Source organism: Aneurinibacillus tyrosinisolvens (assembly GCF_001015055.1).
Taxonomy (GTDB): Bacteria; Bacillota; Bacilli; order Aneurinibacillales; family Aneurinibacillaceae; genus Aneurinibacillus_A; species Aneurinibacillus_A tyrosinisolvens.
Map to the genome: position 1 here is coordinate 78,162 of NZ_BBWZ01000004.1, position 14,131 is coordinate 92,292.

Genomic DNA, 14,131 nt, shown 5'->3' on the forward strand with positions numbered 1-14,131 from the left:
TCTATGCGAGGAATTTCAGGGATTGAAGATATAAAGAAGTTACCATTAAATGGAGGTATGTATAATGAGCGAGCCAATGGTTCAAATCAAAGGGGGTTCCTCGATTGAAACACGTGGTGTCGATATCATTCCGGAGAATGAGCGGAACTCTAAGGCATCCAATGTGTTTTATGTGTTGTGCGGTTCGCAGTTTGCTTTCGGAATTATGGCTATTGGTTCACTGCCTATTGTATTCGGGCTTGGATGGTGGGCTGCTTTCTGGGCGATAACGGTAGGACTTGCGATCGGTTCGTTGGTTATTGGGCCAATCGCTATTTTATCACAAAGAACAGGTACCAATGGAGCTCTCGCTAGTGGCGCACACTTTGGAGTTAAAGGTCGTGTTGTCGGGTCGGTTCTTAATATCGTTATAGCGATGGGATTTTATGCCTTAATGGTTTGGACTGGTGCTCAAGCCTTCGTTTCGGGGGCTCACCGGTTGTTCGGGTGGCCAGAAGGAACCGGAACTTTACTGATAGGGTGCATAGTTATTAGTGCGATAACCGCCACAGTAGCTATCATGGGCCATAAAATCGTAGTGTTATTTGAAAAAATAGGAACCTATTTTGTTGGAGCTATTGTCATTTTATCTTTGTTTACCTTTGCTTCACAGTTCAATGTGAGTTATGAAGGCGGTAAGTATGTGTTAGGAGGTTTTTGGCCTACATGGTTCCTCGCTATGCTCGTAGTCGCGTCGGTTCCCATCTCTTATGCACCATTCGTTGGAGATTATAGCAGATATGTTCCTAATGCCAATAGTTCGACAAAATTAGCTTGGGCAACATCACTGGGAATGTTCGTAGGCTGCTGGTTAGCTATGCTGCCCGCATCATACATGATGTCAACGGTAAAGGATTTGTCGATTCCCTTTGTTACGGGAATTATTGGCGGATCTCCTTCCTGGTGGGTTGCTCCCCTTGCACTTGCTGGAATATTTGGGAGTCTGCCAAACGGAGGTTTGTGTTTATACAGTGCCGGGCTTTCTCTAGAGACGCTAGGCTGGACGCTTAAACGGGTTACAACCACGATAATAATGGCTGCCATTGGGTTTATATTAGTGCTTATAGGTGTATTTGATGTGTCCGATATGATACATCTTATAGATGCATTTGTCATTATCATCATCGTGGGTGTATCACCCTGGTTAGCAATCAATCTTGTCGGGCACTATTTAGTGAAAGGCCGATATGAGCCTTTAGATTTGCACATCAGTTCACCGTCAAGCAGCTACTGGTATTCTAGTGGGTTTAACATTTCCGCGGTTGTTTCCTGGGCCATCGGACTCGTTGTAGGATTGTTGTTCACAGGTACTAGCGTATTCACGGGTCCACTCGTGCAGGTCGTTGGTGGTATAGATTTAAGTTTTACCTCATCGGCCGTTGTTGGAGCATTGTTATATTACATTTTGAGGAAGATATTCCCATACGATCTTAAAGAGGTTAATAGTGAGATTACACAAAACGACGTAGTCCTATAGAAACAGATTTTTAGAGTTTAACAATACGACCCCAATAGAGTAAACTGTTGGGGTTTTTGTTTTTAGTTAATTTTCCGTAATCAGATTCATCAAACGTAATTATTTTTTCTAGAGCAAGTTTTACATTTGTAACGGTGCTATATTATGTTAAAGCAAAAAAATCAATACCACCCAAAAATTAACGCTTTTTTGACAGTGGCCCCATTGCTCAATGATTTATTTTCAGATGATATTCTCATTAGTATTGCTGATATTCTAAACAAAGCCACTAGACGTTTCTATATCAACAATAAGCGAGGAAACAGAAAACCAATCAGCCATTACAGAGGAGTTATCAGCAACTATGCAGGAAATCGGTGGAAACGCGAACTTACTTACCAGCCTGGCTAAGAAAACATTAGAAGGAGAAACAAAATAAAAGCCATTTCAGGATACAATAACAGTAACTTTACTAAGGAAGGTGAGTCATATGATAAGCATTCGTCCAGAAGAACTGCCTGCTAAAGACAATTACAAACTATTAACCGGAACAATTATCCCCCGTCCGATAGCTTTTGTTACCACGCTTTCTACTGTCAATCGAGTCGTCAATGCAGCTCCATTTAGTTATTTCAATATCATCAGCAGTGCTCCCCCTCGCCTATCTATTGCAGTACAGCGAGCAAATGGCAACATGAAGGATACCGCTCGGAATGCAGTAGAACGAGGAGAATTTGTTGTGCATGTAAGTAATGAAGATACAGTAGAAGAGATTAACAAAACAGCTGCTTCCTTAAATCCGGATGAAAGCGAACTTGATTTGACGCAACTGCATACAATTGATAGCTTACATATTTCTGTGCCTGGTATTAAAGAGGCACCGATTCGTTTTGAGTGTAAGCTTGAAAAACACATTACACTTGATGGGGAAGACGGTAAGATTGTTACCGACTTATTAATTGGCCGGATTCTTTGTTACCATATAGCTGACGATTTATACGATCAAAATAAAGGGTACATTCTTGCAGACAAAGTAAAGCCTGTAAGCCGTTTGGCTGGAAATAACTACGCTAAGCTTGGCGAGCAGTTTTCAATTAAACGTCCCACCTAAATCATAATAACCCTGGATAATTTGAAAAAAGACAACCCAGCTGTCACCCAGCAGGGTTGTCTTTTTCAATAATGTAATCCATACTTCGATGAAACTTGAATCATTTATTGTCTAAAATATAAATGTGGCTGTAGAGCTAGAAATATTTTATAAAAGGAGCGGTAAATAAAAATGAAGAATAAGAGGTTTTCATTTTGGCTGGTTGGATATTCTATTTTAACGCTAATGATAGGGACAAATATTCCTTCCCCACTTTATGGTATCTACAAGGAAACCATGGGTTTTTCTTCCCTGATTTTAACTCTGATATTTGCTACCTATGCAATTGTACTTATCCCATCCCTGGCGCTGTTTGGCAAACTTTCGGATCGGTTTGGCCGAAAGAAAGTCATCTGGTTTGGCGTCATGATGTCGATAATCGGTTCCGTGGCCTTTGCATGGGCCAACACGATCGAAGGGCTCTTTTTAGCCAGAGGATTCCAAGGGTTAGCCGTAGGGACTTTGAGCGGAGCTGCGACGGCTGCTTTAATGGAATTGAATCCATATGAGGATAAAAAGATAGCAGCTCTTGTCGCGTCTGTAACAACAGCCGGTGGAACGGCTCTCGGACCGCTTATCGGCGGACTCATTGCCCAATATACTTCAAATCCATTCACAATTCCTTATGTCCTTCACTTAATTTTAGCCGTTCCTAGTATCCTTGGAATTTTGTTTATGGAAGAAACGGTTCACCAGTCTAAGCAGCAGGCCGTTGAGACAGCAAGCCGCTTGCCGAAAAATAGCAGTGGGCCTTTTTTGGCAAGTGCCGGCACGGCTTTTATCTCATGGGCAGTCACCGCACTGTTCATGTCTATCATTCCTACGTACATATCTACTTTGCTGAACATAGACAATTTAGGATTGCTAGGTGGATTTGTATTTTTGATGCTTGGTTCATCGGTTGGCGCTCAATTTATGCTGCGAAGACTCCGCTACGATGTTTCCATAAAAAGTGGATTACTCATATTGGCTGCTGGTTTGATTGGCATCTCACTGGCTGTCCCCTTTCAATCTGCAGCCCTGTTAATCATCGGGATTTTGGCTGTGGGGATTGGCCAAGGATTATCCTTTAAGGGGAGCATGGAGCAAGTTAACCATATTGCCCCGGCTCATCAACGGGGTGCCGTCGTATCCAAACTATATATTGTCATCTATTTAGGAGTCGGGCTGCCGATTATTGGCGTAGGTACTTTAGCTACATTACTTGGTTTATACTACTCCATTTTGTGCTTTACTTCTATTATCACTTTTCTATCATTTATTATGGTTTTTTATCTATACGATAAATTGTGCTTGAACTTATCTCATGAGTTGCACAAAGCAGTTTAAATGGCAACAGTAAATATTGATGTCATAGAAGGGAAATACAATATAATAGGAGAGAAAGAAAACGATTACCAATTTAAAAGAAAATGGAGCGATTTATTTTGGGAAACAACAATAATCTTGCCGAAGTAGCCTCTATAATAGCTGATTCTTCTAGAGCATCAATCCTTGTATCCCTACTGGACGGAAGAATGCATCCGGCATCCGAACTCGCTTACATGGCCGGAATTAAACCTCAAACAGCGAGTTTTCATCTTGCGAAAATGGTTGAAAATAACATGGTAACTGCACAGAAACAGGGACGTCATCGCTATTACCAATTAAATCCTGACGCTGCTGGAATACTAGAAACTCTTCTAAATATTTCACCCCCCGTTCAAATTAAATCTTTGAAGCAATCGATTCAGGTTAAACAAGTAAAGCAGGCAAGAACTTGCTACGACCATTTTGCCGGTGAATTTGGAGTAGCTTTGACCGAGTGTATGCTTGAACAGAATTTCATCATAGATGAGGATGAAGAATTTAAATTAACGGTGAAAGGTACTGCCTTTTTTCAGCACTTCGGTATAGATCTGGACAGTCTGCAGAAAAAAAGAAGGGCTTTTTCAAGAAAGTGTTTAGATTGGAGTGAAAGGAAGTTTCATTTGGCAGGTGCTCTGGGGCAAGCCTGGTTCTCAAGTTTGAAGAGCTTCATTGGACGGAAGGGGTGAAGGGAAGCCGGGCCATCCTGGTTACGGATAAGGGGAAAACAGGGCTTAAGGAATACTTTCATTTAACCTATTCAAATGATAGGGATTCGTAAGTATTCATTCAAACGGGTACAAAGAGAAAGTGGGGATACTGCGAATTGAGATTTATTATTTTCAGACAAAAAATGTAAGACTCTTATGAGGCAGCAGAACAGTTAATTTAAGGGGAAATCAACTCCATGAACTGCGTTGAATTGGGCGTTTGTTTCCCTAGCTTATTGAAAAAGGCGATATCCAAAAAAATAAAAAATTACTATTCGTTGTTGCAAGAGGAAGGAGAATCCTCAAAATAAAATTTAAAGTAACTTTATTAGATAAAGACAGCGTAGTCAAACTGAACATAAAAACGCAGCATGCCTCATAACGAGGAGGGCTGCGTTTTTTGATTATTACTTTACGCTAGTTTCATTGCGAAATTTCAGTTTTAATAAGCCATATATAAAGAGTTATTAAAATACTTGCTATACTTATTCTTTACGGTTGTCATACTTTTTATAATTGACTATAAAAAGTTAATATTCTAAATTATATGTAAATAAGGCGAGAGAAAAGGAATTGCTTTTTGGTAGGTTGCTGAAAGGAGAGAATGCTTGTGAATATGCCCCGCGTAACTACAGAAGTGTTACAGGCAATTCGACGGAGTAAAAAGCCAAGTTCCAAAGCAGACATTGTGCGGTCAACAGGGTTTAGTTTAGTAACCGTAACAGAACATGTCGAAACGCTGGTTAGAAGTAATTTGGTAATTGAAGTAGATATGGGACCTTCAACTGGTGGTAGAAGACCAAGGCTTTTATCCTTCAACGCTGAAGCAGGATATATTGTTGCCGTTGACCTAGAGACAACTCATGTACAGGTCGGAATTGTAGACTTGAACTGCAGTATTCTCGCATCGAAAGCTAGTGATATAGATGTTGCATCAGGCCCCAAAGCAGTACTTGAACATATCAAAGAAATGGTCTTTTGTTTACTTAAGGAAAATGAGATTGAGACTTCCCTAATCAAGGGAATAGGAATGGGCGTACCGGGGCCAGTAGAATATAGTACTGGTCTACCTGCCTCCCTTCCTATCATGCCAGGGTGGGATCGTTATCCCATTCGTCAATTTTTCGCTCAACATTTTCAGTGCCCATGTTATATAGACAATAATGTCTACACAATGGCACTGGGGGAGCGCACTGTTGAGTTAGCTTCTGAGATTGATAACTTAGTCTTCCTGAAAATTGGTAACGGAATTGGAGCAGGAATTATATGTAATGGGCAAATTTATCGTGGTTCCGCAGAGTGTGCGGGGGACGTTGGACATATAAATATCGGCCACGATGTTCTCTGTTATTGCGGCAATCGAGGGTGCCTGGAAGCCATTGCGGGCGGAAGAGCGATGGTTAGGAGGGCAGAGCAAATCGCTAGGGACGGTCAAAGTAAAATACTTGCGGAAATATTGCTGGTTAAAGGGAAGTTAACCTCAGGGGATGTTAAACGTGCAGTACTGGAATCGGATCCGGTGGTAGTCGAAATGGTCCGTGAATGCGGTGTTTTAATTGGCAATGTATTAGCGAACCTTATCAACTTTTTTAACCCCTCTTTAGTTTGTATTGGGGGTGGGTTTTCTCAAATAGGTGATTTGCTTTTGGCATCTATAAGGCAGGCTATATATCATCGCTCATTGCCACTGGCTACACGTAACCTATTGATACAACAGTCTTCATTGGGGGAAAAAGCTGGTGTTATCGGTGCAGCTGTTCTAACTGTTGATGAAATAATCAACGATTCACTCAAAAAAACAGCAAGTGGAATATTTTCTTTTTATTAAACGATGGGGGCGAATTTCTTCTGTGCATGGAATTTACTTAAAAACTTTAGTGAAAGCGACTGGTTGATTAAATCGTAAGCGATTACATTCGAATGCATAAGATTATTTGAAAAAATAAAGGTGGTTGGTTTGTATGGAAAATTCCACTATAAACATAGATGATTTTACCATTTCCAATGAAAGAGCCTTCGTTCCTCCCCTTCTTGAGATGCGCAATATATCAAAAAGTTATTCCGGGGTTAAAGTGCTAAATAATATCAACTTGAAGATTAATGCCGGTGAGGTATTAACCCTTGTGGGAGAGAATGGAGCAGGAAAGTCGACGCTAATAAAGACGCTCGCCGGGGTAATCCAGGCCGACTCAGGAGAAATTCTAATTGATGGAAAACCGGTTAAGTTTAATACCCCACTGGATGCCGAGCAACATGAAATCATAACGGTGTATCAGGAGTTTAATTTATTTCCTCATCTATCGATAGCGGAGAACCTTTTCTTCAATCGTTATATTAAAACAAGGGGAATGATTGAGTGGGGAGCTTTACGAAAGGAAGCTAACAAATTTCTAAATGAACTTGGTCTCTATTTACCAGTTGAAAAGCCGGTTTCCACCCTCAGTATAGCCGAGAAACAGATGCTTGAAATTGCAAAGGCTTTCCATCAAAAGGCACGAGTGATGATACTCGATGAACCAACAGCAGTTCTTGGTGGGGAGGATGTAGAGCGGCTCTTAAAAATTGTTCGTATGTTACGAAATCGTGGCGTTGCTATAATTTTCATTTCACACAGACTGAATGAGATATTTGGATTGGCAGATCGATACGTAGTGTTAAAAGATGGAGAACAGACCGGCCAAGGCCTCATTAGTGAGACGAATCCTGATGATTTAGTATCGAAGATGGTAGGACGAGAAATTCGCAGTACTCCGACTGAGGCTTTAAGTCGAGAGCGGAGCGAAGAATTGCTTCGTGTTGAAGGGCTTTCGAGAGCGGGGATTCTTAACAATATAAATTTTACTCTTTACAAAGGGGAAATCCTCGGAATTGCCGGTCTTAGAGGTGCAGGCAGAACCGAATTAGCCCGGGCAATATTTGGAGCGGATCCAATCGATTCAGGTGCAATTTTTATTAAGGGTCAGAAAGTCAAAATAGATTCCCCAAAAACCGCTGTGAAGATGGGGATTGGTTTGGTTCCAGAGGATAGAGGGGGACAGGGGCTATTTAAAAATCTCTCAGCATTACAAAATATATCAATGGTCAAAATGGCGTGCTCAAAAATAAATTGGATTTATTCCAGAAGGGAGAGAAATACTGCAGAAGATTACGTACGAGAACTCAAGATAAAAGTTCCGTATTTAGAGGCGCTTGTTGGGGGGCTGTCTGGAGGCAATCAGCAAAAAATAGTGCTGGCTAAATGGTTAGAAGCAGGAGTTTTTGTTCTTCTTCTTGATGAACCGACAAGGGGAATCGATGTTGGGAGTAAAGCACAAATATATGAAGTAATCCGGAATCTTTGCAAAAGTGGATTAAGTATTATTGTCATATCGTCAGAATTACCTGAGATTTTAGAAATATGTAACCGCATTCTTGTTATGCACAAAGGACAGATTGCCGGAGAATTGGAACGAGAGCATGCCACGGAAGAAGCCATAATGAAATATGCTGTAGGAGGGACATCCCATGAGGAGTGAGGATTCTTTGTTAATTAGTAACGAGGGTGCCATAGCCGCTGAGAGTGCGGGAACAGTTCGGTCTAACGGATCATTACTTCATGCCCTTCGTACTTATCGAGTGACAATTTCGCTTTTTATCGCCATGTTAATACTTACTGCTATTCTAGCACCCGAATTCTTTAACTTACAAAACGTTATCAATGTTATGAGGCAGGCTTCGATAGTTGGGATGGTAGCTATAGGAATGACATTTGTTATTTTAACCGGGGGTATTGACCTGTCGGTAGGGGCTATCCTTGCAGTGGTTGGAGTGGCTTTTGCCTTAATGTTAAAGCTAGGTTTTTTAGTTCCTGTGGCTATCATAATTTCACTGCTAATAGGTATTGTGATTGGGATAATCAATGGTATTGGTGCTACTTTCTTCGGAATTCAGCCTTTTATCATGACTCTTGCAACAATGGCTGTAGGAAATGGGGTTGCTTTACTGCTATCTAATGGCACACCTCAGGATTTTAGTATAAATAGTGGGATTATAGAGCTATTAGGCAATGGAGGAGTAGGGATTATTCCAGGCCCAGTCATCCTGTTTCTGATAAGCGCTGCAATTGCCTGGATGGTATTACGGTATGTACCTTTTGGCAGATTTGTTTATGGGGTTGGTGGCAGCTTGGAGACCGCACATCTTTCAGGTGTCAGAACAACGCGTGTGCTGCTTACAGTTTACGCTATTAGTGGTTTGTGTGCTGCCGCTGGGGGTTTAATGACTACCGCTAGATTATACGTTGGTCACCCGACTGCTGGCAGTTCTATCATGCTTGATAGTATTGCAGCAGTTGTTATTGGGGGAACAAGTCTAATGGGAGGCCGAGGTGGTATTGGTGGAACAATCGCGGGGGCCCTGTTATTGGCTATGGTTGCAAATCTTCTAAACTTGATGGGAGTATCTCCTTTCAACCAGCAGATAGCGAAAGGATTAATCATTGTGGCTGCAGTCTTGTTCACGACGGCGGGTCTAAAACAGCGTATCAAACAACAGTGGACAGGATTATAATAGCAAATAAATTTTAACGAGGAAGGGGGACAGTGTCTGGAATAGGAAACGATTTCATATTTTTTGAGGGGGAATCAGGGACTATGAAGTTTATTAGAATAGGAACTTTGATAGGGATTTCAGTTCTCATGCTGTTTACGGTTGCCTGTGGTCGTAGTGCATCTGAGTCAGTCTCAAACGGCGCCGCAACCCCTACCGCCATTTCCGCAAATGACTACGGTCTATATTGTGGCCCTGAATGCCAAACAGCATTGAAGCTAAAAGCATCGCCTGAGTCGATTAAGGGTAAGGTAGGATTTGCTGTCGCATCCACGACGTTTGCTTATGGTGTAGCTTTGAAGAACAAAACGGAAGAAGCTGCTAAGAAATTCTTTCCGAATATGGAACTAATAGTAGGGGATGGCCAAAATGATCCGAGTGTTCAAACAGGTCTTGTAGATGACTTCATCGCTAAAGGGATTAAGGTTTTAATTATTAATGCCGTAGAGAAGGAAGCACTTGCTCCTGCAGTAAAACGGGCCGAGAAAGCGGGAATTAAAGTTATTTCGATAGATCGTACCGTTAATGCTCCGGTCCTAACTACCATTAAAGCAAAAGATATAGATATAGGAGAGGCAGCGGGTAAACACCTTGTCTCCGTCTTGAATGGTAAGGGAAACGTAGTTGAAATACAAGGAAGTCCCTCTGCATCTCCTACCATTGATAGACACCAGGGATTCATGAATGCAATTAAAGATGCTCCAGGCATTAAAGTGATTGCCAGTCAGAATGCTAACTATGACCAAGCGCAAGGTCTGAAAGTAATGGAAGATATATTACAACGGTTCCCGAAGGGTCAAATCGACGCCGTGTTTACTCATGCGGACATGATGACTCTTGGTGCGATACAGGCAATCAAAGCGGCAGGGCGGAACGAGATCAAAGTATTTAGCATTGACGGACAAGGGACAGCTTTTGATGCCATTGCGAATGGTGATATAGACTCTACCGTTGTCTATCCTGTTGTTCCGCCAATGAGTGTTATTGCAGCTGCTAAAGCCTTAGCCGGGGAACCAATGCCAGACTTCATTAAATTAGAATCACCTGTTGTGACGAAAGAAAACGTTGCGAAGTACAAGGGAACAACTTATTAAAATTAATAAAATTGAGGAGGCAATTTATTATGACAATGAAACTATCATTTAACACATGGCCTTATGCTAGTTTTCCAGTATGGTTACCTGCGTATCCGCTTGAGGAAGTTATTAAAAGAATTGCAAATATTGGTTATGACGGAATCGAGATTGGAGCTGCTAGCCCACATGCTTACCCACCAACTCTAACGAGGGAGCGACGTAAGGAGATTAAAAAGGTACTGGATCATTATGGTCTTGAAGTGTCTAGTATGCTACCAGCTCTAAGTGGTGGACCCGGTCACAATGTGGCTTCTCCTATCCCGGAGGAGCGCCGCCATACTATCGAGCATTATAAAGATGTCATCGAACTGTGTGCTGAATGGGGTGGTAAAACCGTCCTCTATATCCCTGGTTGGCAAGTTTTCGGTACCAGCCGTAAGCAGGCATGGGCGTGGAGTTCCGAGGCGTTAAAGGAAATTTCCAAAACTGCATCAGATTATGATGTAACTCTAGTCGTAGAGCCTACTCCTTTTGATAGTAACCTGGTGGATCGTTGCGATGATGCCATTGAATTGATGGAAGAGGTGAACGAACCTAATGTAAAAGTTATGTTTGATACACACCATGCTCTTTATCGTAAAGAAGTTTCAACTGATTATGTATACCGTATGGGAAAAGACCTTCGCCATGTTCATATCTCAGACAATGATCGCTTGGCTCCCGGACAAGGTCGAGGAGATTTCGTCTCCGTTATTTCCGCACTGCATGAGATAGGATACGATGGATATTTAGCAATGGAACTTGGTTTCGATCGTCGCGATATAGAACCAGACTACGTGGCACGCCAGGCGTTTGAGTACCTTAAACCATTAATTGAAGAAGTAGAAAGAAACAGCATTAAAAATAACGCAGCAATTCGTTCCTAATAAAAGGGGCCATGTCTGGAACATAATTGCTGAACTGGAATTTTCGTCTGAAAATTTAGTTAACATTTGATGTATCCGAGCATGGCCGAACTATAGCCCAATGAATACTTCTATCCTCTCTACGTTATGTTTGTCAAAAAAAGAAGGAGATGAGTTCCGTGAGCAACGAGAAGTTCATAGTTTGGCCGGAAGAGGTTGAAACAATGGCGTTTGATTGGGGCTGTTTTAAAATCACCTGTGCTTCTGAAGTTACAGGTGCCACCAAATTTAGCGCAGGTGTAGTTGTTGTTGAACCGGGAAAAGGACATGACCGACATAACCACCCTGGAGCTGAGGAGATTATTTATGTCCTCTCTGGCGAAGGTGAACAGATGGTGGAGGATGAGAATGGTAATCCACAGACATATAAAGTGACCCCGGGATGTACAGTATACGTACCCGAAGGTAGATACCATTACACTATCAATAAAGGTTGGGAGCCATTAAAGACATTTGTTGTCTATTCACCAGCCGGAGCAGAGAAAGGTTTGCGTGAATTACCTGACTGTAGAATCGTATCACCTGGGCAGATACCAAAGCGTTAGTATGAGAGGATATATCAACGGGGGAAACCAATATGGCAACGGTGGTGCTTTTAGGGACACTTGATACAAAAGGGAACGAGTACAAATTCATAATTGACCGTATTCAATCTGCAGGTTGCAAGGTGCTTCTTGTAGACGTCGGCGTCCTGGGAAATCCTCAAATTCCGGCTGATATAACTAGAGCCGAAGTTGCCCGTGCGGCTGGTACCAAAATTGATGAACTTATAGAACAAAATGATCGTGGTACTGCTATGGAGTTGATGGCAATCGGTGCAACAGAAGTAGTTTGCAAACTCCATGAGGAAAGTCGCCTCGATGGAATTCTTGCCTTGGGAGGATCGGGTGGCTCTTCGATAGCTACCAAAGCCATGCGAGCACTCCCCATTGGGGTGCCAAAGCTAATGGTTTCAACGATTGCTTCTGGTGATACCCGGCCGTATGTAGGGCAATCAGATATCACGATGATGTATTCAGTAGTAGACATTGCAGGGATTAATTGTCTATCTGAAAAAATACTTTCCAACGCCGCTGCCGCTATTACGGGGATGGTAAAATCCAGCCAATCCTTTCATCCACTCGAACAAAGGAAACCATTGGTGGCAATCTCCATGTTTGGGGTTACAACACCTTGTGTTTCGGAAGCTAGTAAATGGTTAGAAGATTTCGGATACGAGGTAGTGGCATTCCATGCTAATGGCTCCGGTGGTCGTGCTATGGAAGCCTCATGAAAGATGGTTTTATTAGTGCATCACTGGACATAACTACGACTGAACTTGCCGACGAATTGGTTGGTGGAATGCTATCGGCGGGTCCAGGAAGACTTGAGATGGCGGGTAATCTTGGTATTCCGCAAGTTGTATCACTAGGAGCTCTCGATATGGTAAACTTCGGGCCGATTGATACAGTACCCGAACGTTTCCATGGACGGAATCTCTATAAACACAATCCGAATGTTACTCTTATGCGTACTACAGTCGAAGAATGTGCGGAGTTAGGAAGAATCATTGGACGTAAGTTAAACCAGGCAAAGGGACCAGTGAGTGTTTTCATCCCACTCAAAGGGATTTCTACCATCGCCAAATCGCATGGGGTCTTCTATGCTCCAGAAGCTGATTGGGCGTTAATTGATAACCTTAAGAAGACACTCGATTCACACATTGAGGTAGTATTCATGGATACAGACATCAACGATCCCCGTTTTGCTAAAGCAATGGCGATTAAGTTAGATAAAATACTAAAACATAGCGAGGTGCTAAGGAATGAGTAGACAGGAAATAGTGAAGCGATTACGGGAACAAGTAGCACAAGGACGACCGATTATTGGCGCTGGTGCGGGCACAGGTCTTTCAGCTAAGTGTGCAGAAGCTGGCGGTGCGGATCTTATCATCATATATAACTCCGGCCGTTTCAGAATGGCGGGTCGGGGCTCGATATCTGGGTTAATGCCTTATGGAGACGCAAATCAAATCGTTGTTGAAATGGCGGGTGAGGTAATACCGGTAGTCAAAAACATACCTGTGCTTGCAGGCGTTTGCGGCACGGATCCTTTTAGAATGATGCCTACTTTTCTAGAAGAGCTAAAAAGAATCGGTTTTAAAGGCGTGCAAAACTTCCCTACCGTGGGACTCTATGAGGGTCGATTGCGCCAAAATATGGAGGAGACAGGGATGGGTTATGATCGTGAAGTAGAAATGATACGAATAGCCCATGAACTAGACTTGTTAACTACACCATACGTATTCAATGAAAATGAGGCCCGTGCCATGGCTGAAGCAGGAGCTGATGTGATTGTTGCTCATGTGGGCACCACACTTAAGGGGTTTATCGGAGCAGAAAGCACAATGACTCTTGATGAAGCGATCACTAGCATACAGGCAATGCACGATGCTGCCAAAGAGGTAAACCCTGATGTGCTTGTGATTTGCCACGGTGGCCCTCTTGCAGAGCTAGAGGACGTTCGATATGTGCTAGAACGGACAAAGGGGATAGATGGATTCTTTGGCGCTTCTAGCATGGAACGACTACCAGTTGAAATAGCGATTACTGAAAATACACAACGGTTTAAAGCACTGCCAATTTCAAGTTCGAAGGTTAAAATCCACGAGTAAAACCATGGATATGATAAATAGAAAGTAAGATACAGAAATCAAAAAGCTACCGGGGGGAGTTGTTTTCTCCCCACTCCCTTTATAAGAGAGTAAATTTTTCAAGTTTGCATTTAATAGGTTGTAGTTAACCTTGTATAGAGGAGGGTGA

12 protein-coding genes and 1 pseudogene are annotated in these 14,131 nt (G+C 42.4%); all 13 read left to right on the forward strand.

Annotation, left to right across the window (positions count from 1 at the left end; translation table 11 throughout):
• Positions 1–64: 64 nt before the first annotated feature.
• The 13 genes and pseudogenes from MBEAL2_RS05285 (at position 65) to MBEAL2_RS05340 (ending at position 13,983) form a co-directional block, all read left to right on the forward strand.
• A complete protein-coding gene (locus tag MBEAL2_RS05285) occupies positions 65–1,516 on the forward strand; it encodes a purine-cytosine permease family protein (protein WP_052947491.1) in 1,452 nt (483 codons plus the stop codon).
• A gap of 144 nt (positions 1,517–1,660) precedes the next feature.
• Positions 1,661–1,906, forward strand: a complete 246-nt coding sequence (locus MBEAL2_RS31000; RefSeq protein ID WP_152667711.1) for a hypothetical protein — start codon at positions 1,661–1,663, stop codon at positions 1,904–1,906.
• A gap of 79 nt (positions 1,907–1,985) precedes the next feature.
• On the forward strand, positions 1,986–2,606 hold the full coding sequence (locus MBEAL2_RS05290; RefSeq protein WP_047151293.1) for a flavin reductase family protein: 621 nt from the start codon (positions 1,986–1,988) through the stop codon (positions 2,604–2,606).
• Between the two features lie 171 nt (positions 2,607–2,777).
• Complete coding sequence (locus MBEAL2_RS05295) at positions 2,778–3,974, forward strand: MFS transporter (RefSeq protein WP_047151294.1); 1,197 nt, start codon at positions 2,778–2,780, stop codon at positions 3,972–3,974.
• 98 nt (positions 3,975–4,072) lie between these two features.
• On the forward strand, positions 4,073–4,681 hold the full coding sequence (locus MBEAL2_RS05300) for an ArsR/SmtB family transcription factor (RefSeq protein WP_369405470.1): 609 nt from the start codon (positions 4,073–4,075) through the stop codon (positions 4,679–4,681).
• Between the two features lie 637 nt (positions 4,682–5,318).
• The gene (locus MBEAL2_RS05305) at positions 5,319–6,530 is read left to right on the forward strand and encodes an ROK family protein (RefSeq protein ID WP_047151426.1); all 1,212 of its coding nucleotides are present in this window, start codon (positions 5,319–5,321) and stop codon (positions 6,528–6,530) included.
• Between the two features lie 133 nt (positions 6,531–6,663).
• Positions 6,664–8,217 carry a sugar ABC transporter ATP-binding protein gene (locus tag MBEAL2_RS05310; protein WP_052947495.1) on the forward strand — a complete coding sequence of 518 codons (1,554 nt, stop codon included), beginning with the start codon at positions 6,664–6,666 and terminating at the stop codon, positions 8,215–8,217.
• A complete protein-coding gene (locus tag MBEAL2_RS05315; protein ID WP_052947497.1) occupies positions 8,207–9,250 on the forward strand; it encodes an ABC transporter permease in 1,044 nt (347 codons plus the stop codon). The genes MBEAL2_RS05310 and MBEAL2_RS05315 overlap by 11 nt, the downstream gene beginning before the upstream one ends.
• 251 nt (positions 9,251–9,501) lie before the next feature.
• The gene (locus MBEAL2_RS05320) at positions 9,502–10,383 is read left to right on the forward strand and encodes a substrate-binding domain-containing protein (protein WP_047151429.1); all 882 of its coding nucleotides are present in this window, start codon (positions 9,502–9,504) and stop codon (positions 10,381–10,383) included.
• A 29-nt stretch (positions 10,384–10,412) separates the two neighbouring features.
• Positions 10,413–11,291 (forward strand): sugar phosphate isomerase/epimerase family protein, encoded by an 879-nt coding sequence (locus tag MBEAL2_RS05325; protein WP_047151296.1) that lies wholly within the window; start codon positions 10,413–10,415, stop codon positions 11,289–11,291.
• A 158-nt stretch (positions 11,292–11,449) separates the two neighbouring features.
• A complete protein-coding gene (locus tag MBEAL2_RS05330) occupies positions 11,450–11,875 on the forward strand; it encodes a cupin domain-containing protein (protein ID WP_047151297.1) in 426 nt (141 codons plus the stop codon).
• A 32-nt stretch (positions 11,876–11,907) separates the two neighbouring features.
• A pseudogene (locus tag MBEAL2_RS05335) lies at positions 11,908–13,142 on the forward strand (Tm-1-like ATP-binding domain-containing protein).
• Complete coding sequence (locus tag MBEAL2_RS05340) at positions 13,135–13,983, forward strand: phosphoenolpyruvate hydrolase family protein (protein ID WP_047151298.1); 849 nt, start codon at positions 13,135–13,137, stop codon at positions 13,981–13,983. The pseudogene MBEAL2_RS05335 and the gene MBEAL2_RS05340 overlap by 8 nt, the downstream one beginning before the upstream one ends.
• Positions 13,984–14,131 lie beyond the last annotated feature (148 nt).

Excerpts from the sequence above, each read along its gene's own strand:
- MBEAL2_RS05285 (WP_052947491.1), top strand. The coding sequence starts at position 65 with ATGAGCGAGCCAATGGTTCAAATCAAAGGGGGTTCCTCGATTGAAACA.
- MBEAL2_RS31000 (WP_152667711.1), top strand. The coding sequence starts at position 1,661 with ATGTTAAAGCAAAAAAATCAATACCACCCAAAAATTAACGCTTTTTTG.
- MBEAL2_RS05290 (WP_047151293.1), top strand. The coding sequence starts at position 1,986 with ATGATAAGCATTCGTCCAGAAGAACTGCCTGCTAAAGACAATTACAAA.
- MBEAL2_RS05295 (WP_047151294.1), top strand. The coding sequence starts at position 2,778 with ATGAAGAATAAGAGGTTTTCATTTTGGCTGGTTGGATATTCTATTTTA.
- MBEAL2_RS05305 (WP_047151426.1), top strand. The coding sequence starts at position 5,319 with ATGCCCCGCGTAACTACAGAAGTGTTACAGGCAATTCGACGGAGTAAA.
- MBEAL2_RS05310 (WP_052947495.1), top strand. The coding sequence starts at position 6,664 with ATGGAAAATTCCACTATAAACATAGATGATTTTACCATTTCCAATGAA.
- MBEAL2_RS05315 (WP_052947497.1), top strand. The coding sequence starts at position 8,207 with ATGAGGAGTGAGGATTCTTTGTTAATTAGTAACGAGGGTGCCATAGCC.
- MBEAL2_RS05325 (WP_047151296.1), top strand. The coding sequence starts at position 10,413 with ATGACAATGAAACTATCATTTAACACATGGCCTTATGCTAGTTTTCCA.
- MBEAL2_RS05340 (WP_047151298.1), top strand. The coding sequence starts at position 13,135 with ATGAGTAGACAGGAAATAGTGAAGCGATTACGGGAACAAGTAGCACAA.